This window comes from Nonomuraea angiospora, from assembly GCF_014873145.1.
Taxonomy (GTDB): domain Bacteria; phylum Actinomycetota; class Actinomycetes; order Streptosporangiales; family Streptosporangiaceae; genus Nonomuraea; species Nonomuraea angiospora.
This window is the reverse complement of sequence record NZ_JADBEK010000001.1, coordinates 12,258,315-12,276,364: the sequence shown is the minus strand read 5'-3', so window position 1 is coordinate 12,276,364 and position 18,050 is coordinate 12,258,315. Positions and strand designations below refer to the sequence as shown.

General features: G+C 71.8%; 22 protein-coding genes. 14 read left to right on the top strand and 8 right to left on the bottom strand.

Features of this window, described 5'->3' with window-relative positions:
* The first annotated feature begins 112 nt into the window (after positions 1-112).
* From H4W80_RS56340 to H4W80_RS56330, 3 genes are all read left to right on the top strand, one after another.
* A complete protein-coding gene (locus tag H4W80_RS56340) occupies positions 113-1,309 on the top strand; it encodes an FAD-dependent oxidoreductase (protein WP_192792543.1) in 1,197 nt (398 codons plus the stop codon).
* Positions 1,310-1,401: 92 nt separating this feature from the next.
* Positions 1,402-2,739, top strand: a complete 1,338-nt coding sequence (locus H4W80_RS56335) for a class II 3-deoxy-7-phosphoheptulonate synthase (protein WP_192792542.1) — start codon at positions 1,402-1,404, stop codon at positions 2,737-2,739.
* 826 nt (positions 2,740-3,565) lie between these two features.
* Positions 3,566-4,333 (top strand): SAM-dependent methyltransferase, encoded by a 768-nt coding sequence (locus tag H4W80_RS56330; protein WP_192792541.1) that lies wholly within the window; start codon positions 3,566-3,568, stop codon positions 4,331-4,333.
* A gap of 15 nt (positions 4,334-4,348) precedes the next feature.
* Here H4W80_RS56330 and H4W80_RS56325 read toward each other — a convergent pair whose 3' ends face one another.
* Complete coding sequence (locus H4W80_RS56325; RefSeq protein WP_192792540.1) at positions 4,349-4,714, bottom strand: thioredoxin family protein; 366 nt, start codon at positions 4,712-4,714, stop codon at positions 4,349-4,351.
* A 90-nt stretch (positions 4,715-4,804) separates the two neighbouring features.
* The gene (locus H4W80_RS56320; RefSeq protein ID WP_192792539.1) at positions 4,805-5,143 is read right to left on the bottom strand and encodes a hypothetical protein; all 339 of its coding nucleotides are present in this window, start codon (positions 5,141-5,143) and stop codon (positions 4,805-4,807) included.
* 146 nt (positions 5,144-5,289) lie between these two features.
* On the opposite strand from H4W80_RS56320, the gene H4W80_RS63230 reads away from it, so the two are divergent.
* Positions 5,290-5,418 (top strand): hypothetical protein, encoded by a 129-nt coding sequence (locus H4W80_RS63230; protein ID WP_264086041.1) that lies wholly within the window; start codon positions 5,290-5,292, stop codon positions 5,416-5,418.
* A gap of 1 nt (position 5,419) precedes the next feature.
* On the opposite strand, the gene H4W80_RS63225 is transcribed toward H4W80_RS63230, so the two are convergent.
* A complete protein-coding gene (locus tag H4W80_RS63225) occupies positions 5,420-5,551 on the bottom strand; it encodes a hypothetical protein (protein WP_264086040.1) in 132 nt (43 codons plus the stop codon).
* A 39-nt stretch (positions 5,552-5,590) separates the two neighbouring features.
* Entirely contained in the window at positions 5,591-6,118 is a 528-nt protein-coding gene (locus H4W80_RS56315) for a hypothetical protein (protein WP_192792538.1), read from the bottom strand.
* Between the two features lie 151 nt (positions 6,119-6,269).
* Between H4W80_RS56315 and H4W80_RS56310 the strand changes: the two genes are divergently transcribed.
* Positions 6,270-7,634: a pentapeptide repeat-containing protein gene (locus tag H4W80_RS56310; protein WP_192792537.1), complete on the top strand. Its 1,365-nt coding sequence runs from the start codon at positions 6,270-6,272 to the stop codon at positions 7,632-7,634.
* On the opposite strand, the gene H4W80_RS56305 is transcribed toward H4W80_RS56310, so the two are convergent.
* The 3 genes from H4W80_RS56305 to H4W80_RS56295 are packed head-to-tail and all read right to left on the bottom strand — an operon-like array spanning position 7,631 to position 8,758.
* Positions 7,631-8,086 (bottom strand): SRPBCC family protein, encoded by a 456-nt coding sequence (locus tag H4W80_RS56305; RefSeq protein ID WP_192792536.1) that lies wholly within the window; start codon positions 8,084-8,086, stop codon positions 7,631-7,633. The two genes, H4W80_RS56310 and H4W80_RS56305, sit on opposite strands and share 4 nt — an antisense overlap.
* Positions 8,076-8,408: an ArsR/SmtB family transcription factor gene (locus H4W80_RS56300; protein WP_192792535.1), complete on the bottom strand. Its 333-nt coding sequence runs from the start codon at positions 8,406-8,408 to the stop codon at positions 8,076-8,078. Before H4W80_RS56300 ends, H4W80_RS56305 begins: the two co-directional genes overlap by 11 nt.
* Entirely contained in the window at positions 8,405-8,758 is a 354-nt protein-coding gene (locus tag H4W80_RS56295; protein ID WP_192792534.1) for a VOC family protein, read from the bottom strand. The genes H4W80_RS56300 and H4W80_RS56295 overlap by 4 nt, the downstream gene beginning before the upstream one ends.
* A 107-nt stretch (positions 8,759-8,865) precedes the next feature.
* Here H4W80_RS56295 and H4W80_RS56290 point away from each other — a divergent pair, with 107 nt between their 5' ends.
* Positions 8,866-9,534 carry a permease prefix domain 1-containing protein gene (locus H4W80_RS56290; protein WP_192792533.1) on the top strand — a complete coding sequence of 223 codons (669 nt, stop codon included), beginning with the start codon at positions 8,866-8,868 and terminating at the stop codon, positions 9,532-9,534.
* Here H4W80_RS56290 and H4W80_RS56285 read toward each other — a convergent pair.
* A complete protein-coding gene (locus H4W80_RS56285; protein ID WP_192792532.1) occupies positions 9,506-9,871 on the bottom strand; it encodes a PadR family transcriptional regulator in 366 nt (121 codons plus the stop codon). The genes H4W80_RS56290 and H4W80_RS56285 overlap by 29 nt on opposite strands.
* 159 nt (positions 9,872-10,030) lie before the next feature.
* Between H4W80_RS56285 and H4W80_RS56280 the strand changes: the two genes are divergently transcribed.
* The 8 genes from H4W80_RS56280 (at position 10,031) to H4W80_RS56245 (ending at position 18,011) form a co-directional block, all read left to right on the top strand.
* Positions 10,031-11,200, top strand: a complete 1,170-nt coding sequence (locus H4W80_RS56280; protein ID WP_192792531.1) for a cytochrome ubiquinol oxidase subunit I — start codon at positions 10,031-10,033, stop codon at positions 11,198-11,200.
* Positions 11,201-11,213: 13 nt separating this feature from the next.
* The gene (locus H4W80_RS56275; RefSeq protein WP_192792530.1) at positions 11,214-11,978 is read left to right on the top strand and encodes a cytochrome d ubiquinol oxidase subunit II; all 765 of its coding nucleotides are present in this window, start codon (positions 11,214-11,216) and stop codon (positions 11,976-11,978) included.
* 16 nt (positions 11,979-11,994) lie between these two features.
* Positions 11,995-13,698, top strand: a complete 1,704-nt coding sequence (gene cydD, locus H4W80_RS56270; RefSeq protein ID WP_192792529.1) for a thiol reductant ABC exporter subunit CydD — start codon at positions 11,995-11,997, stop codon at positions 13,696-13,698.
* The gene (gene cydC, locus H4W80_RS56265) at positions 13,695-15,371 is read left to right on the top strand and encodes a thiol reductant ABC exporter subunit CydC (protein WP_225964237.1); all 1,677 of its coding nucleotides are present in this window, start codon (positions 13,695-13,697) and stop codon (positions 15,369-15,371) included. Before cydD ends, cydC begins: the two co-directional genes overlap by 4 nt.
* Positions 15,372-15,453: 82 nt before the next feature.
* Positions 15,454-16,080 carry a transporter gene (locus H4W80_RS56260; RefSeq protein ID WP_192792528.1) on the top strand — a complete coding sequence of 209 codons (627 nt, stop codon included), beginning with the start codon at positions 15,454-15,456 and terminating at the stop codon, positions 16,078-16,080.
* The gene (locus tag H4W80_RS56255) at positions 16,056-16,400 is read left to right on the top strand and encodes a transcriptional regulator (protein WP_192792527.1); all 345 of its coding nucleotides are present in this window, start codon (positions 16,056-16,058) and stop codon (positions 16,398-16,400) included. The genes H4W80_RS56260 and H4W80_RS56255 overlap by 25 nt, the downstream gene beginning before the upstream one ends.
* On the top strand, positions 16,397-17,278 hold the full coding sequence (locus H4W80_RS56250; protein WP_192792526.1) for an ABC transporter ATP-binding protein: 882 nt from the start codon (positions 16,397-16,399) through the stop codon (positions 17,276-17,278). The genes H4W80_RS56255 and H4W80_RS56250 overlap by 4 nt, the downstream gene beginning before the upstream one ends.
* Entirely contained in the window at positions 17,271-18,011 is a 741-nt protein-coding gene (locus H4W80_RS56245) for an ABC transporter permease (RefSeq protein ID WP_192792525.1), read from the top strand. Before H4W80_RS56250 ends, H4W80_RS56245 begins: the two co-directional genes overlap by 8 nt.
* Positions 18,012-18,050: the final 39 nt, after the last annotated feature.

Genomic DNA, 18,050 nt, shown 5'->3' with positions numbered 1-18,050 from the left:
TCCCTTTGTGAGAGGCGGCTCACGCATGTACTTCGGCGACTCGGGCATGTCGGATGGCTGCGGGGCTTGCTCTTTTCTCATGACGTGAGACAATCTCATCGGGTGATGAATTATGAGCTGTGTAATAGCAGGGGGCGGGCCCGCCGGCGCGGTGCTGGCGCTGCTCCTGGCCAGGGCAGGCGTCGAGGTCACGCTGCTGGAGAAGCACGGCGACTTCCTGCGTGACTTCCGGGGCGACACGATCCATCCGTCCACGCTGCAGGTCCTCGACGAGCTGGGGCTGGCCGAGGAGTTCCTGAAGATCCCCCATCGCAAGGCGCACGGGATCACCATGGTGACCGACCGCGGCGACGCCAAGATGGCGAGCCTGCGCGGGCTGCCCGGCAAGTACGACTACATCGCGTTCGTACCGCAATGGGATTTCCTCAACCTCGTCACGTCGGCCGCCGCCCGCTACCCGAGTTTCCGGCTGGTGATGAACGCCGAGGCGTACGACCTGATCCGCGAGGGCCGGACCGTGCGCGGCCTGCGCTACCGGGACGAGTCGGGCGAGCACGAGATCAGGGCCGACCTGACCGTCGCCGCCGACGGGCGGCACTCGACCCTGCGCGAGCGCGCCGGGCTCGTGCCGGAGGAGCTCGGCGCGCCGATGGACGTGGTGTGGTTCCGGCTGCCCCGGCACCCGTCCGACCGCGACGACACGTTCCTGCGGATCTCCGGCGGACGCATGATGGTGGCCATCAACCGGCAAAGTTATTGGCAACTCGCGTACGTGATCCCCAAGGGCGGGTTCGACGAGCTGGTGCGCGCCGGGATCGACGCGCTCCGCGAGCCGGTCGCGGCGCTGCTGCCGTGGCTGGCCGACCGGGTCGGGCAGATCGGGAGCTTCGACGACGTCAGCGTGCTGACCGTCGCGCTCAACCGGCTGCGCCGCTGGCACCGGCCCGGATTCCTGTGCATCGGGGACGCCGCGCACGCCATGTCGCCGGTGTTCGGGGTGGGGATCAACCTGGCCGTCCAGGACGCCGTCGCCACCGCCAACCTGCTGGCCGGATCGCTCAGGTCCGGCGCGCCGATCCCCGAGTCCACCCTGCGCCTGGTGCAGAAGCGGCGGATGCCGCCCACGCGGGTCACGCAGGCGGTCCAGCGGGTGTTCCAGAACCTGGTGATCAAGCGGGCCCTCAGCAACCGGCTCGACCCGTCCAGGATGCCCCGCGACCTCACGCGGATCCCCCTGCTCAAGCGGGTGGCCCGGCGTTTCATCGGGCTGGGGGTGCGCCCCGAGCACGTGTCCGTAAAGGAACTTTGACCGCCTCCGAGTCCCCAGAGGTATAAGCGCATTCTCACAACGTGGACAACGAGGTCCGTGGGCCCGGAGCCAGTGGATTACCCTCGTATCTCGTGAGCAGCAATCTCGTGGATCTCGATTCCTGGCGAGCCCTCCCCGCGGCGCAGCAACCTGACTGGCCCGACCGCGGCGAGCTCGACAAGGTCGTCGCCGAGCTCGGCGGCCTGCCCCCACTGGTCTTCGCCGGCGAGTGCGACCAGCTCAAGGAGCAGCTGGCCGCAGTCGCCCGGGGCGAGGCCTTCGTCCTGCAGGGCGGCGACTGCGCGGAGACCTTCTCCGGCGCGACCGCCGACAACGTGCGTAACAAGCTCAAGACGCTGCTGCAGATGGCGATCGTGCTGACGTACGCGGGCAAGGTGCCGGTCGTGAAGATCGGCCGGGTCGCGGGCCAGTTCGCCAAGCCGCGCTCCAAGGGCAGCGAGGTCCGTGACGGGATCGAGCTGCCCGCCTACCGGGGCGACATGGTCAACGGGTTCGACTTCACCGCCGAGGCGCGCCGGCCCGACCCGTGGCGGCTGCTCAAGGCCTACCACTCCTCGGCCGTGACCCTCAACCTCGCCCGCGCGTTCACCAAGGGCGGCTACGCCGACCTGCGCCAGGTGCACGCGTGGAACCAGGACTTCGTGGCCGAGTCGCCCGCCGGGCGCCGCTACGAGCAACTGGCCAGGGAGATCGACCAGGCACTCGCCTTCATGCGGGCCTGCGGGGCCGACCCCGAGGAGTTCCACACCGTCGAGTTCTACTCCTCGCACGAGGCGCTCATCCTCGACTACGACCGCGCGCTCACGCGCATCGACTCGCGTACGGGGCTGCCGTACGACGTGTCGGCGCACATGGTCTGGATCGGCGAGCGCACCCGCCAGCTCGACGGGGCGCACGTCGACTTCTTCGCCCGCATCCGCAACCCGATCGGCGTCAAGCTCGGGCCCAGCACGTCGCCGGACGAGGCTCTCGGCCTCATCGAGAAGCTCAACCCGGGCAACGAGGCGGGGCGGCTCACGTTCATCACCCGCATGGGCGCCTCCAAGATCCGCGAGCACCTGCCGGCCCTGGTCAAGGAGGTCACGGCCACGGGGGCGCGGGTCGCCTGGATCTGCGACCCGATGCACGGCAACACCTTCGAGGCGCCCAGCGGGCACAAGACCCGCCGGCTCGACGACGTGCTGGACGAGGTGGCGGGCTTCTTCGAGGTGCACCGGTCGCTGGGCACGCATCCCGGCGGGATCCACATCGAGTTCACCGGTGACGACGTGACGGAGTGCGTCGGCGGGGGGCACGAGATCGTCGAGGACGATCTCGCGACCCGCTACGAGACGGCCTGCGACCCGCGGCTCAACCGCAGCCAGTCCCTCGACCTCGCCTTCCGCGTCGCCGAGCTCTACCGCGGCTGACCCCACCGCACCCGAGGGGACGCGCCCGCCTCATCAGGCACGCGTCCCCTTTTGCTGCCCGCCCCGGCCGGACGCCTCGCCCCCGGCGACGCCCGCCCGATAGGCACCGGCCCGCCCGCGACGCCCGCCCGGCGGTAGCGGCCCGCCCGGCTTCGGCGCGCCCCCGGCTTCGGCGCCCGGCTTTCGCTGCAGGCCCGGCTTCGGCGCCACCTCTGCGCGAGCGGCACCGCACGCCATCCCACGCCTGCGGGGCGGGGCGAGGCGCGAGGGGGCTGGCGCGGGGCGATAGCGCGGCGGCGGGCGAGGGGCGGGGGCGGCGTTCGGCGGCATGCGACCGCAGGCGAGCAGGCGCACGAGGACGCTCGTCACTCACGCCCGGGCCGGGGCGAGCCGCCAGCACCACACCCCCTCGCCAACGAGCCCCCGCCCGCTGAAAGCCGCACCCGACCGGACGCCTCGCCCCCGGCGACACCCGCCCGATAGCACCGGCCCGGCCGCGACGCCCGCACGGCAGTAGCGGACCGCCCCGACGCGCGCCCAAGAGCAGCGCCCCGCCCCCACGCCCGCCCGATGGCGGTAACCCGCCCGCGACGCCCGCCCGGTAGCGGAAACCCGTCCGTGACGGTGTGGTCCCCGTGGGAGCCCAGGGGGTGGTCGGCGGCTTTCGGGGGTGGTGTGTCACGCGGTGCGAGGGAGGTGGAGCGGGGGGTGAGGGAAGGGGGTGATGTACGTCTCACTGGCACCGCGAGTAGAACCAAATTCCGGGGAAATCGGGGAAACCGCGGCTATGATCGCCCGCAAAAAGGGCGATATTTCAGGAGAAATCGTGGACAGTGCCCCGGAGGGGGTGGACCCTAACGTCCCCAACGTCGCGCGGATGTACGACTACTTCCTCGACGGCAAGGACAACTTCGCGGCCGACCGGGCAGCCGCCGAGCAGATCCTGCAGACGTTCCCCAACACCAAGGAGGGCGCCCGCGCGAACAGGGCGTTCCTGCGCCGTGCCGTGCGGCACCTGGTCGATTCGGGGGTGCGGCAGATCATCGACCTCGGCGCCGGGCTGCCGACCCAGGGGAACACGCACGAGATCGCTCCTGAGGCGCGGGTCGTCTACGTGGACAACGACCCCGTCGTCTGTGTGCACGGCAGGGCGCTGCTGGCCAGGACCGGGAACGTGGACTTCCTGCAGGCGGACGTGCGCGAGACCGACGCGCTGCTGGACAAGCTGGGCGACCTGATCGACTTCGACCGGCCGGTGGCGTTCCTGATGCTGGCGATCCTGCACTTCATCCCGGACTACGTCGCGTACGACATGGTGAGCAAGCTGCGTGCGGCGAGCGCGCCCGGGAGCCGGCTGGTGATCAGCCATGCCATCGACACCACGCCGGACACCACCCCGCAGGCCGTCGAGATCTACCGGCGGGCCACGGCCGCGCTGAGCCTGCGGACGGACAAGGAGATCCTGCGCTTCTTCGAGGGGTACGAACTGGAGGAACCCGGGCTGACGTACCCGAACGGCTGGCGGCCCGACGACCCGGACGCGCCCGGCAACGGGATCACGTTCGGGTACGTCGGGGTCGCCCGCAAGCCCTGAGCCCCCTGGGAAGGGTCAGTTCTGCTTCATCTCCTCGGCGAGTTCGGCCCTGATGGCGTCCATGTCGAGCGCCCGCACCTGCCTGATCAGGTCCTCGAGTGCGGGCGCCGGGATGGCGCCGGCCTGGGCGAAGACCACAATGCCGTCGCGGATGGCCATGAGCGTCGGGATCGAGGTGATGTCGAAGCCCTGTGCGAGCCCCTGCTCGGCGTCGGTGTCGATCTTGCCGAACGTGATGTCCTCGTGCAGCCCCGACGCCTGCTCGAAGATCGGACCGAACTTCTTGCACGGCGGGCACCACTCCGCCCAGAAGTCGAGCAGGACGATCCCCTTGTCGGCGATGTCGTTGAAGTTCTGCTCTGTTACTTCGATGGTCGCCACAAGTGGCTCCTCGTTCCTCTCTGAAAACTGTCCATGGGTATGAACCCCTACCCTCTCACCCGCATTCCAGTGTCCAGGCCGGCGCCGGACCTATCCCTTGCCTCCCGGCAGGGTCAGGCCGATGACCAGGGGGTCGTGGTCGGAGGAGCGGTAGGCGTCCGGCTGGTAGAGGCCGGGCGGGTTGTACTCCGTGTTGTAGTCGCGGATGCGCGGCTCGTCGGCGTTGATGTGCCAGATCGGCGCGCTCGTCACCCGCTTGAGCAGCTGCCGCCCGACCATGGCGTGGTCGAGCTCGCCGGCCAGGCCGTCGAACAGGTAGCTGTAGCGCAGCGGCGCGGGCACGAACCGCTTGGTGACGCCGGCCAGGCCGCCCGCCTCAAGGGTGTCGATCGGGTCCTCCTCGCCGGAGGCGTTGAGGTCGCCGAGCACGATCGGGCGGGGCAGGTCCTGGTCCGCGATGATGCCCAGCAGGGCCTGGGCCTGCCTGACGCGGGTGGCGTTCCAGCAGCTCTGGCCGTCGCCCTGGTCGGCGTCGGGGCCGTCGGCCGGGCAGGTGCCCTTGGGACTTGAGGTGGTTGACCAGCATCGTGAACGGCCGGCCGCCGCCCGTGCGGCGGAAGGTCTGGATCAGCGGCGGGCGGCTGAACACCGGGTCCTGCGACGCCCTCGGCTCGCCGACCGGGGTCAGCCGGCCGGGCTTGTAGATCAGCGCGACCTGGATGCGTCCGTGCCGGGGTACGGGTGCGTGAGCGCGGCGTACGTACCGGCGCCGACCTCGGCGTTCACGGCGTCCACCAGCGTCCGCGGCGCGGTCTGGCCGTTGTTCTCGACCTCCATGAGCGCGACCGCGTCGGCGTCGAGACCTGACGTTCCCGATCACGGGGACCGGCTTGGGCGGGCGCGGGTTGGCGTTCTGTAGCCGATCGGCTCGGTCGGCTGCAGCCGGTACTTGCCGAAGCCGTACCCGGGCACGCCCGTGACGCCGGACGCGACGTCGCCGGTGCGCACGACGGGCGGCAGGGTGGCCGGGTTCTCCCTGGTGGAGCCGTCGTCGACGAGCAGCGAGCGGCGGGCGTCCGGCGCCGCGTCGACGCCCGGCCGGTCGGTCGGCTGGAACAGCCGGCCCTGCGAGGAGAGCGTGACCTCGCCGAAGCGGCCCAGGTTGTAGTGCTCGCTGACGGTCAGCGGCTGCGGGAACGTGAGCAGCACGTTCTCGACCCGCTCCAGGCCGCCCGTGGTCTCGATAGGCAGCTTGTACGGCTGGGCCGCCACGCTCCCGGCGCCGCACACGTCCACGGCGGTGACCGGCGACAGCTCGGTCCAGCCGTTGAACTCGGTCGCCCGGCCGGTGACCAGGACCCGATCACCGACCTTGACGTCCTTGACCGACTCCCGGGCGAACACGAACAGCCCCTCCGAGGTCGCGGGATGCCCGGGATAAAGCGCGCATGCCCGGCACTTTAGAGCCCATTTAGAGCGCATATTTCCACATAAAACGGGATAGAACATTAAAACATCGAACCTTGACACCGTCCCCGGCGGGTATGACCTCTTCATGGACTGGGTCACCTGCGCGTATTCGGCTGCCTGCACCGGAATCGCCAGCCGGACGACCGGCTTCTGCCTCGCACACCTCGCACCCGACCAACTCCCCCAGGCCCTCGACGAGATGTCCCCCGGCCGCCTGCTCGACCTGCGCGGCACCACCGTCAGCGGCGAGCTGCTGTCCCTGGTGCTCGAGGCCACCGGCGGCAGGCCCGGCAGGGCCCGGCTCGACCGGGTCAGGTTCACCGGCGACGTACGGCTGTCCGGCGTGACGTTCACGGGCGACGTGTCGCTCGACGGGGCCAGGTTCGAGCGGCTGGCCTCGTTCTTCGGCGCCCGCTTCGAGGGCAACGTGTCGCTGGCCGGCGCCAGGTTCACCCGCGAGCTGTCCTTCCACGGGGTCACCGTGCGCGGGCACGTCTCCCTCGACCGGGCCGTGATGTCCCGCGACGCGCTGTTCAGCCAGGCCGTGTTCGGTCACGGGCTGTCGTGCGAGGGGGCCAGGTTCGACGGGTACGCCACCTTCGACGGGGCCCGGCTGGGCGACGGGGGCGCCTTCAGAGGGGCGCGCTTCGGCCGTACCCTGTCCTTCCGCAAGGTCAGCGGGCACGCCGGGTTCGAGGCCGCGCACTTCGCCGCCGACGCCTACCTGTCGGCCACCGGCAGGCTGTCGGCGGCCAGGGCCCGCGCCGACGGGCTCCTGGACGTGACGGTGTCCCGGTGCGGCGTGGACCTGCGCGGCGTCGAGGTGGCGGGCACGACGACGCTGCGGCTGACCGACTCCCAGGCCGACCTGGAGGGCGCGGTGCTGCGCGGCCCCGCCACCGTGACCGGCCGGGGCAGGTCCGCGCTGACGTCGCTGCGGCAGGTGGACGCGGCCGACCTGGCGCTGTACGGGCTGGACCTGTCGGCGTGCCGGTTCGCCGGGCTGGCCCGTCCGTCGGGGGTGCGGGTCAAGGACTGCACGTTCGCGCTCACACCGCGCGGCCTGCGGGTGAGCCTGCGCTGGCCGATGCTGCGCTGGTTCTCCCGCCGGCGCGCGCTGGCCGACGAGCACACCCTGCGCGGCTGGGGCCCGCCGGGCGACCCCGGCGCCACCCCCGACCGGCTGGCCGACCTCTACGCCGGGCTGCAGCCCAGCGACCGCGCCACCTCGGCCGACTTCGCGTTCGCGGCCATGGAGATGCGCCGCCAGGCCGGTCACCGCTGGTGGCTGTCGGTCTCCTGGCTCCTGTGCGGCTACGGCATGCGCATGGGGCGGGCGGCGGGCTGGTTCGCCCTGCTGCTGGCGATCACCACGGCCGCCGTCATGTGGACGTCCACCTCGCACGCCGAGCGCCAGGCGGAACCGCCGAGCCCGGCGTTACATCCTTAGGCGTCCAGTTCGTCCACGACGGCGGCGATGGCGCGGAAGTGGCGCGAGCGCCAGCCGCCGCCCATGATGCGGCGCGAGAGCTGCTGCAGCTCGTCGTCCGGGTCGAAGCCCTCATGGTCGAGGAACAGCCTGGTGCCCCTGCCCTCGGGCTCCAGCCGCCAGGTGACCGTCCAGTCTGCCAGCTTGCGGTCGCTCCAGCTGATCTTGAGCAGCTTCTCCGGCTCCAGCTCCAGCACCTCGCAGTAGACGATCCCGTCGAAGCCCACCTGCGGCTTGGGCTCCGTGGTGAAGGTGAACCGATGCCCCACCTCCGGCCTGAAGTCGTTGGGCATGAGCCAGCGGGCGACCAGCTCGGGCTCGGTGAGCGCCCGCCACACCTTCCTCGGGGGATGCGCGATGAACTGGTCGATCCTGATCGCGCGCAGGTCCTCGGCCGCCGTGTCACGGGGCATGGTCGTCGTCCTCCATCTCGTCCAGCAGGGTCGTGAGATCGGCCAGCTTCTCCCGCCAGAACCGTTCGTACGGGGTGAGCCAGTCGCGGATCTCCATGAGCGGCGCCGCCTCCAGCCGGTAGTGCCGCTCCCGCCCCTTGCGGGTCTCGGCCACCAGCCCGGCGTCCCTGAGCACCTTGAGGTGCTCCGACACGCTGGGCCTGCTCATGTCGAACCGCTCGGCCAGCCGGCCGGCCGGCTGGGCGCCCTCGTCGAGCAGCAGGCGCAGCAGCTCCCGCCTGGCCGGGCTGGCCAGCGCGGTGAACACGTGGTCGGCCGTCATGCCTGGCTGACCACGAACCCGTTGCCGAACGGGTCCTGGAACAGCAGCTGACGCCCCCATGGCTCGTCGCTCGGCCCCTCGAACGAGACGCCGTGCTCGCGCAGCCGCGCCGCCAGGGCGTCGAGGTCGGGCGCGGCCACCACCAGGCCGCCGATCGGGGCCATGCCCGGGAACCAGGAGGCCAGCAGCAGCGCGGTCCCGGCCCCCTTGGGGGCGACGGTGAGCCAGCGGCCCATCGGGAACGGGTTGTCGGCGCGCACCTCGAAGTCGAGGACGCCGGTGTAGAAGGCCAGCGCCCGCTCCTGGTCGGCGACGGGCACGGTGATGGTGAGGATTTGGGATATCGGCATGTCGGACACTATACGTAGGAATTTTCCTACACATCAACCCGGGTCCTGGAAAATATCGGGGAATTCCCCGATGGGAGAGCGAGATCGCCCTCCGTAGACTGGGGTTCATGCGTATCGACGACTACGTGGCGGAGCTCGACCGTGCCCTGGCCGGCCCGCAGGGGGCGAAGCGCGACCTGGTCGTCGAGGCGCGCGACAGCCTGACCGACACCGCCGACGCGCTGGAGGCCGAGGGGCTCGAACGGGCGGAGGCCGAGCGGGTCGCGGTGGCGGAGTTCGGGGAGGTCGCGCAGGTCGCCCCCGGCTACCAGTCCGAGCTGACCGCCGTGGCGGGGCGCCGGCTGGGCTTCCTGCTGTTCATCAGCGTGCCGATCACCGCGCTGATGTGGTCGGTGATCTGGCGCATCTATCCCGGCGACGACACCGCCTGGCGGCTCGCTCCCGCGTGGTACCGGCCCGTCTCGCGCCTGCTCGACGTCCTGCAGCTCTGCGTGGGGCTGTACGGCGGGCTCGCGCTGTTCGCGCTGAGCCGGGGCGCCCGCTGGATCCGCCGGCCACGGCTGGTGACCAGGTCGCTGGGCGTGGTCGTCTGGAGCATGCTGCCCGTCACCGTGCTGCTGGGCATGCTGCTGACCCTGGGTTCCAACGGGGCGAGCCATCTGGACGTCCTGCCCAGCATGCTGGCCAACGCGGTGACGTCGGCCTGCTGGGGGCTGCAGATCTACGGCGCGACGCGCTGCCTGCGCATCAGCCGGCCGCCCCTCGCGCGCCGCTGACCTCCCCGGCCTCCACGGCGTCCGCGCGGAGCACGCTGCCGATCACGGTGGCGAACTCCTGCCACGCCGAGCGCTCCCCTTGGAGCTGCTTCCTGCCCGAATCCGTCAGCCGGTAGGTGCGCCGCTTGCGCCCGCCCACCGTGGCCCACTCGCTGGACAGGTAGCCGATGCGCTCCAGCCTGCGCAGGGCCGGGTAGACGGTGCCCGTCGGCACGTTCAGCGCGCCGCCGCTGCGCTCCAGCAGCGCCTCGATGATGGCGTAGCCGTGCAGCGGCTCCCGCTCCAGCACGGAGAGCAGGAGCGCGTCCATATGCCCGCGCAGCGCGTCCGGATTCATGATTCCGATCCTAGACACCGCACAGGCGACCCGGCATGCCCTGCCCGCCGCGCCCCTTCCGCCCGAGGGACATCGGCCGGAGTGCGGGCGTGTGTGCTCATGTAGTTAGTCTACATGTAGGCTGTCTATATGTAGACAGACACAACAACGGAGTTCGCGATGGATGTACTCGAACTGGCCAGGACACAGTTCGCCGTGACGGGAAGCCTCCACTTCCTGTTCGTCGTCCTCACCCTGGGCCTGGCGCCACTCGTGGCGATCATGAACACGCGCTGGGCGATGTCGGGCAACCCGCTCCACGAGGCCATGACCCGCTTCTGGGGCCAGATCTACGTCGTCAACTACGCGCTGGGCATCGTGACCGGGCTGGTGATGGAGTTCCAGTTCGGCCTCGCCTGGAGCGGCCTGTCCCACTACGCCGGCGACGTGTTCGGCGCGCCGCTGGCCATGGAGACCCTGGTGGCCTTCTTCCTGGAGTCCACGTTCCTGGGCCTGTGGATCTTCGGCTGGGGACGGCTGCCCAGGTGGGCGCACCTGGCCTGCATCTGGCTCGTGACGCTGACCGCGTACGCGAGCGCCTTCTACATCATGCTCGCCAACTCGTTCCTGCAGAACCCGGTCGGCTCCGTCGCCCGCGGCGACCGGCTGGAGCTGGTCGACTTCGGCGCCCTGCTCACGAACAAGAGCCTGGTCTTCTCCTTCCCGCACGTCATCGGGGCGGGGCTGTTCACGGGGGCCATGGTGCTGGTGGGGGCGAGCGCGTACCAGCTGCGCCGCCGTACCGAGCACGTGGAGTTCTTCACCCGGTCGCTGCGGACCGGCGTGGTCGCGGCGGCGATCGGGATCTTCGTCACGACCGGGTTCGGGTACGCGCAGTTCGCCGGGGTCCAGGAGGGCAAGTTCAACGACAACGTGGGCGCGGCGCTCCCGCTCGGGTTGATGATCGAGTTCGGGCAGCTGCTCGCGCTGGTCGTGCTGTTCGTGATGCTGCCGATGATCGCCGTGCTGCCGCGGTGGCGGTGGACGCATCCGCTGCTCATGCTGATGACGCCGCTGCCGTTCGTGCTGGCGATCATGGGCTGGCTGGCGCGGGAGGTCGGCCGGCAGCCGTGGATGATCTGGGAGAAGCTCACCGTGGCCGACGCCATGTCCCCCGGGCTGACCTCGGGCATGGTCACGGCCTCGCTCGTCGGGTTCGCGGGCGTGCTGGGGCTGCTGGCGGTCGTCGACTACGTGCTCATCGCCAGGATCGTCCGGCGCGGGCCGCGTGACGTGGCCCTGGGCGCCGTCCCCGCCGGCGAGAGCCGCTCCCCCGCCCTGAGCTACTGAGTGAGGTGCCGACATGGAAGTGATCTGGTTCGTTCTCTTCGCCGTGCTGCTGGCCGGATATTTCGCCCTTGAGGGGTTCGATCTGGGGGTGGGGCTGCTGCTGCCGCTGCTGGGCAGGACCCGCGAGGGCCGTGACCGCATGGTGGCCGCGATGGCGCCGTACGTGCTGGCCAACGAGGTGTGGCTGGTGGCCGTCGCCGGGACGATGTTCGGCGTCTATCCGCTGCTGGAAGGCGAGGTGCTGTTCAAGCTGTACCCGCTGGTGGTGGCCATGCTGCTGAGCTGGATCCTGCGGGACGCGGGGCTGTGGTTCCGGCGCAGGCTGGACGGGTTCAGGTGGCGGGGGTTCTGGGACGCGATGATCGCGTTCGGGTCTCTGGGGCTGTCGTTCGGGTGGGGCATGGCGATCCACGCGGCGGCCACGGGGTTCGCGGGCCCGGTGGTGCATCCGGTGGGGGTGATGCTGGGGGCGGTCGTGACGCTGCTGTTCGCCTTCCACGGGTGGACGTTCCTGGCGTGGCGGGCGCCCGGGGTCTTCGGGGCGTCCCGGTCGGGGCGGGCCTTGGCGGTGTCGGGGGTCGTGGCGGCGGTCCCGGCGGTGGGCGTGCTCGTGGGCGCGATGCCGTACCTGCTGGCGAACAGCGCGCCGGCGGCCACGTTGAATGTGCTCAGTGTCATGGTGCTGCCGTTCGCGCCCATCATCCTCGGCGCGCAAGTATGGGTGTGGCGCACTTTCCGCCCAGGGAAGGACGCCGTCCTGCTTCCGTCGTTCTTCTGAGGGCTTCTGAGGGCTCGTGCACAAGGATCTCCTACGGCTCATGCGGGCCGAGCGGTCGGTCCGCCGCCACCTGGCCGTGACCATGGTCGCGGCGGTGCTGGCGGGGCTGCTCGTGCTGGTGCAGGCCGAGTTGCTGGCCGGGGTGCTGTCCGGCAGGTTCACCGCCGTCGCCCTGGCGGGGCTGGCGGCGGTGGTGGGCGTGCGGGCGCTGCTGGCCTGGACGCAGGGCGTCTTCGCCGGGCGCACCGCCACCGGCGTGAAGTCGGCGCTGCGCCACCGGCTGCTGGCCCGGCTGCGCGACCTGGGCCCCGGGCGGCTCACGCAGCACCGCTCGGGCGAGCTGGTCACGCTCACGGGGCGCGGCCTGGACGGCCTGGACGCCTACCTGACCGGCTACCTGCCGTCGATCGCGGTGGCCGGGGTGGTGCCGCTCGCGGTGCTGGTACGCCTGTTCGCCGCCGACCTGGCCAGCGCCCTCATCGTCCTGATCACGCTGCCCCTGATCCCCGTCTTCGGCGCCCTGGTGGGCATGACCACCAAGGCCGTCACCGAGCGCCAGTTCCTGGCCCTGTCGCGGCTCGGCGGCCACTTCCTCGACGTGGTGCGCGGGCTGCCCACCCTGCGGGCCTTCGGCCGGGCCCGGTACCAGGCCGGCGTCATCCAGCAGGTCGCGGAAGCGCACCGGAGCGCGACGATGCGGACGTTGCGGGTGGCGTTCCTGTCGTCGCTGGTGCTGGAGCTGTGCGCGTCGCTGTCGCTGGCGCTGGTGGCGGTGCCGATCGGGCTGCGGCTGCTCGGGGGGTCGCTGGATCTGACGACGGCGCTGCTGGTGCTGCTGCTGGCGCCGGAGGCGTACCTGCCGCTGCGGGCGATGGGGACGCGCTTCCACGCCTCGATGGAGGGGGTGGCGGCGGCCGACGCCGCCTTCGCCGTGCTGGACGGCGAAGGCGAGCCCGAGCCGATCCGCGGGGCAGGCCAGGGCGCGCCGCCGTCCGGGACGCCGGAGATCCGCCTGGAGAACGTGACCGTGCGCTACCCCGGCCGGGACGTCGCGGCCCTGGAGGACGTCTCGCTCACGATCGGCCCGGGCGAACGCGTGGCGCTGGTCGGCGAGAGCGGCGGGGGCAAGAGCACCCTGCTCCATCTCGTCCTCGGGTTCGTCCGGCCGTCGGAGGGCCGGGTACTCATCGACGGCACCGACCTGCGCGAGCTCGACCTGGGGAGCTGGCGGGCGCGGCTGGCGTTCGTGGCGCAGCGGCCCCACCTGTTCGCCACCTCCGTGGCCGGAAACATCCGGCTCGGGGCTCCCGCGGCCTCCCCGGAGGAGGTCCGCAGGGCCGCGGCCGCCGCGCACGCCGACTTCGTGGACGCGCTGCCACAGGGGTTCGACACGATGGTGGGCGAGCGCGGCGCCAACCTGTCCGCCGGCCAGCGGCAGCGGATCGCGCTGGCGCGGGCCTTCTGCCGGCCCGCGGCCTCGGTGCTGCTGCTCGACGAGCCCACGGCCCGCCTGGACGGGCGGAGCGAGGCCGCCGTGGTGGCGGCCACCTCGGACCTGGCCCAGGGCCGTACGGCCGTCATCGTCGCGCACCGCCCGGCCATGATCGACCTGGCCGACCGCGTCATCCGCGTGCACGAGGGCCGGGTCGTCTCCGACACCACCCGCACGCACCACGAGGCCGAGCCCGCGGCGCGGTCGGGCGAAGGGAGCGGGCGATGAACCGGCGCATGGGGACGCGGCTGCTCTGGGCCGTGCTGGCGGGCGCGGCGGCGGACCTGGCGGGGCTCGGGCTCATCGCCGCCGCCGCGTGGCTGATCACCAGGGCCGCGCAGCAGCCGGGCCTGGCCGCCCTGAGCGTGGCCATCGTGGCGACCAGGGCGTTCGCCACGAGCAAGGGCGTCTTCCGCTACGCCGAACGCCTCACCGGCCACGACGTCGCGCTCCGCGCCCAGGCGGGCACCCGCGAGCAGCTCTACCGGGCCCTCATCCCGCCCCAGCAGCCCCGGCACGGCGGCGCCGACCTGCTCAGCCGCATGGTCGACGACACCGAGGCCGTCCAGGACCTGCTCGTGCGCTGCCTGCTCCCCGCCACGGCGGCGGCGCTGGCGGGGCTGGCCGCCGTCGTCGTCGGGCTGACCATCCTGCCGGTGTCGGCGCTCGTGCTGGTGGCCGGGCTCCTCCTGGCCGGGGTGGCGCTGCCCGCCGGCACGGCCGCCGCGGCCCGGCGCTGGGCGGCCAGGATCGCCCCGGCCAGGGCGGCGCTGGCGGGCCGGGTGGCCGATCTGGTGCACGGCTCCGCCGACCTGGCCGCCTACGGCGCCGACGAGGAGGCGCTGGCCAAGGCGCAGGCCGCCGACGAGTCCCTGGCCGCGCTCGAACGCCGCCAGGCCCTCGTCCACGCCGCCGCCCTGGCCGGGGGCACCCTCGTGCAGGGCCTGACGGTGGCGGCCGTCGTCCTGCTCGCGCAGGGCGCGGGCGCCGGCTCGGTCGCGACGGCCGTGCTCGCGCTGACCGCCCTGGTGGCGTTCGAGCCGGTGCTGCCGCTGGCGGCGGCGGGCGAGCGCCTGGCAGGGATCACGGCGGCGCTGCGCCGCCTGCGCGAGGTCCGCTCCGCCACCCCGGCCGTCGCGGAGCCCGCCCGGCCCGCGCCCCGGCCCGAGGCCCCGCTGACCGTCGAGATCGACGACCTGGTGGTCCGCCACGGGTCCGCGCGGGCCGCCCTGGACGGGGTGTCGCTGACGCTCACGCCCGGCAGGCGGGTGGCGATCGTGGGCCCCAGCGGGGCGGGGAAGAGCACGCTGCTGGCCGCCCTGATGCGCCTGGTCGAGCCGGAGTCGGGCAGCATCCGCGTCAACGGCGTGGACGTACGCGACCTCGACGGCGACGACGTGCGGACGCTCATGACCGGCCTCACCCAGGACCCGTACATCTTCCGCGCCAGCCTGAAGGACAACCTGCGCCTGGCGGGCCCGGAGGCCGGTGAGGAGGAACTCGAGCGGGCCGTACGCGAGGCCAGGCTCGACGGCTGGGTCGGGCGGACCGGTTGGGACGCCGAGCTGGGCGAGGACGGCAGGACCGTGTCCGGCGGGCAGCTGCAGCGCCTGGCCCTGGCCAGGGCCCTGCTGTACGACCCGCCGGTGCTGCTGCTCGACGAGCCCGCCGAGGCGCTCGACGAGGAGACGGCCGACCGGCTGATGGGCGACCTGCTCGACGTCACCCGCGACCGCACCACGCTCCTCGTGACGCACCGGCTCAAGGGGCTGGAGAGCGTGGACGAGGTCGTGGTGCTCGAAGAGGGCCGGGTCATCCAGCGGGGCTGGCATGACGAGCTCGTCTCGGTGCCCGGCTACTACCGCGATCTGTGGGAATCCGAGGTCCTGACCAGGCGCTGAGCCTTCTGACGAAAGGGGGATTGAGTCGGCGTGGCAAGCTGGTTTAAAGTACAAACCAGTTTGAGGTATCGAGGAGTTTGCGATGATGAGCGACGACGACCAGGTGACCAGCCCTGAGGAGATGCTGCGCGTCATCGAGGAGCAGCGCGCCGCCACCGCGAAGTGGCTGCACGGCGATCCGCTCCTGCTCTACGCCCCTTGGGGCGTCGCCTGGCTGCTCGGCTTCACCGCGTTCTTCCTGCACTACGGCCTCGACGGCCGCCCGTACGCGCCGATCTCCCAGATGCAGGCGCTGGCGGTGCTGATGGGCGCGCAGATGGTGGCCGGGGCGGTGGCCGCGTTCGGGATCGTGCGGATGAACAAGGGCATCCGCGGCGACCTCACGGCCAGGGGCACGATGTACGGCTACGCGTGGTTCGCCGGGATGATGCTCGTGGTCGTCATCGCCTCCAGGGTGAGTCCCCTGCTACCGCCCGACGAGAGCGGCCTGGTCTGGGGAGGCGCGTCACTCATGGTCGTCGCGGTCATGCACATGGCCGGGGGCGCGATCTGGCTCAACTGGCCGATGTTCTTCATCGGGGCGTGGGTCGCGGGGGTCGACGCCGTGGGCGTGCTGCTCGGGGCCGGCTGGCACGCGCTGCTGACGGCGGTGCTGCTCGGAGGCGGCTTCATCGTCGCGGGCCTGTGGCTCAGGCGGCGCTGCCGGTGACCGCGGACAAGGCGCCGCCGGAGCTCGACCCGGTGATCCACGCGCAGGCCAGGCTCCGGGTGGTCGCCGCGCTCAACGTGCTCGGCGAGGGGAGCGAGATGGCCTTCCCCGCGCTGAAGGACCTGCTGGGGATGACCGCGGGCAACCTGTCGGTGCACCTCACCAAGCTGGAGGACGCCGGATACGTCCAGATCACCAAGACGCACAAGGGCCGCACGCCGGTCACGTTCGTGGCGCTGACCAAGCGCGGGCGGCTGGCCTTCGACGACTACACCAAGGCGATCCGCGCCTTGCTGGACAACGCTGGAGTGACGCCATGACCATCCTCGCCAGAGCGATCGAGGCCACCCGCCGCTACGGCGACGTGCTGGCGCTCGACCGCGTCTCGCTCGACATCCGGGCGGGCGAGCTCGTCGGGCTGCTCGGCCCGAACGGCGCGGGCAAGTCCACCCTGATCAACCTGTTCGTGGGGCTGCGCCGGCCCACCTCCGGCACGGTCGAGCTGCTCGGCGGCTCCCCGCAGGACCCGGTCATGCGGCGCGGGATCGGCGTGACCCCGCAGGAGACCGGGCTGCCCGAGTCGTTACGCGTCGGCGAGATCGTCGACTTCGTCTCCGCACATTTCCCGAAAAAAGTGGATAAAGGGGAGCTGCTGGCCCGCTTCGGCCTCGCCGACCTGGTCAGGCGGCAGGTCGGCGGCCTGTCCGGCGGGCAGAAGCGGCGGCTGGCCGTGGCGCTGGCCTTCGCGGGCGAGCCGCGGCTGGTCTTCCTGGACGAGCCCACGACCGGCCTGGACGTCGAGGCCAGGCGCTCGCTGTGGGAGGGCATCAGGTCCTTCCACGAGGGCGGCGGCACCGTCCTGCTGACCAGCCACTACCTGGAGGAGATCGAGGCCCTGGCCGAGCGGGTCGTGGTGGTGGGCCACGGCCGCGTGCTGGCCGACGACACGGTGCGGGCCGTACGTGACATGGTGGGCGTGCGGCGCGTCTCGCTCGTCGCCGAGAGCCTGCCCGAGCTGCCCGGCGTGATCGGCACCGAGCACGAGGACGGCCGGACCCACCTGATGACCACCGACCCCGACCGGCTGGTCGTCGAGCTGGTGCGCAGCGGCACCCCGTTCTCCGGCCTCGAGATCAGGCCGACCACCCTGGAGGAGGCCTTCCTCACCATCACCTCGAAGGAGACGGCCCATGCCTAGCCTGGTCCTCGCGCACACCCGCTACCTCATGCTGGAGCAGCTCCGGGTGCCCATCAGCCTCCTGGCGAGCGCGTTCTTCCCGGCCGTGTCGATGCTGGCGTTCGTGGTGCCGTTCGCGGGGCGGGATCCGCAGCAGGCCACGATGGCGACGGCGTCGCTGATGTTCTTCGGGGCCATGTCGGGGGCGTTGATCGGGCTCAGCATCACCGTCGCCCAGGACCGCGAGCAGCCCTGGAACCCCTACCTGCGCACGCTCCCGGCGGGCCCGTTCCCCCGCTTCGCCGGGCGGATCCTGTCGACGGTGGCCGTCATGCTGGTCTCGGTGATCCCCGTGCTGCTGGTGGCGGCGTTCCTCACGGAGGCCACCATCACGCCGGTGAAGCTGCTGCTCGGGCTGGCCGTGCTGGTCGCCGGCGGGATCCCGTTCATGCTGCTGGCCCTGTTCATCGGCTTCCGGCTGAGCTCGAAGGCGGCCATCGCGGTCTCGCAGATCCTGTTCTTCCCGCTGGCGGTGCTGGGCGGGCTGCTGCTGCCGCCCCAGGTCCTGCCCGGCTTCATCGAAAGCGTCTCCCCGTACGTGCCGACCCGGGGTGCGGCGGAGCTGCTCTGGGCGGTGACCGCGGACCGCGCCCCGAACGTGGTCGCCCTCGTCATGCTGGCCGTCTGGACGGTCGTCCTCGCCCTCGCCGCGGGCTGGGCCTACCGCCGCGACGAGGGCCGGCGCTTCTCCTGAGAGGGGGGTGTGCCGCCGAGTCCGCAGCGATCTCAACGG

Coding starts and splice junctions, on each gene's coding strand:
- H4W80_RS56340 (WP_192792543.1), top strand. CDS start 113: ATGAGCTGTGTAATAGCAGGGGGCGGGCCCGCCGGCGCGGTGCTGGCG.
- H4W80_RS63225 (WP_264086040.1), bottom strand. CDS start 5,551: ATGGAGGTCGAGAACAACGGCCAGACCGCGCCGCGGACGCTGGTGGAC.
- H4W80_RS56310 (WP_192792537.1), top strand. CDS start 6,270: ATGGACTGGGTCACCTGCGCGTATTCGGCTGCCTGCACCGGAATCGCC.
- H4W80_RS56305 (WP_192792536.1), bottom strand. CDS start 8,086: ATGCCCCGTGACACGGCGGCCGAGGACCTGCGCGCGATCAGGATCGAC.
- H4W80_RS56300 (WP_192792535.1), bottom strand. CDS start 8,408: ATGACGGCCGACCACGTGTTCACCGCGCTGGCCAGCCCGGCCAGGCGG.
- H4W80_RS56295 (WP_192792534.1), bottom strand. CDS start 8,758: ATGCCGATATCCCAAATCCTCACCATCACCGTGCCCGTCGCCGACCAG.
- H4W80_RS56290 (WP_192792533.1), top strand. CDS start 8,866: ATGCGTATCGACGACTACGTGGCGGAGCTCGACCGTGCCCTGGCCGGC.
- H4W80_RS56285 (WP_192792532.1), bottom strand. CDS start 9,871: ATGAATCCGGACGCGCTGCGCGGGCATATGGACGCGCTCCTGCTCTCC.
- H4W80_RS56280 (WP_192792531.1), top strand. CDS start 10,031: ATGGATGTACTCGAACTGGCCAGGACACAGTTCGCCGTGACGGGAAGC.
- H4W80_RS56275 (WP_192792530.1), top strand. CDS start 11,214: ATGGAAGTGATCTGGTTCGTTCTCTTCGCCGTGCTGCTGGCCGGATAT.
- cydC (WP_225964237.1), top strand. CDS start 13,695: ATGAACCGGCGCATGGGGACGCGGCTGCTCTGGGCCGTGCTGGCGGGC.
- H4W80_RS56260 (WP_192792528.1), top strand. CDS start 15,454: ATGATGAGCGACGACGACCAGGTGACCAGCCCTGAGGAGATGCTGCGC.
- H4W80_RS56250 (WP_192792526.1), top strand. CDS start 16,397: ATGACCATCCTCGCCAGAGCGATCGAGGCCACCCGCCGCTACGGCGAC.
- H4W80_RS56245 (WP_192792525.1), top strand. CDS start 17,271: ATGCCTAGCCTGGTCCTCGCGCACACCCGCTACCTCATGCTGGAGCAG.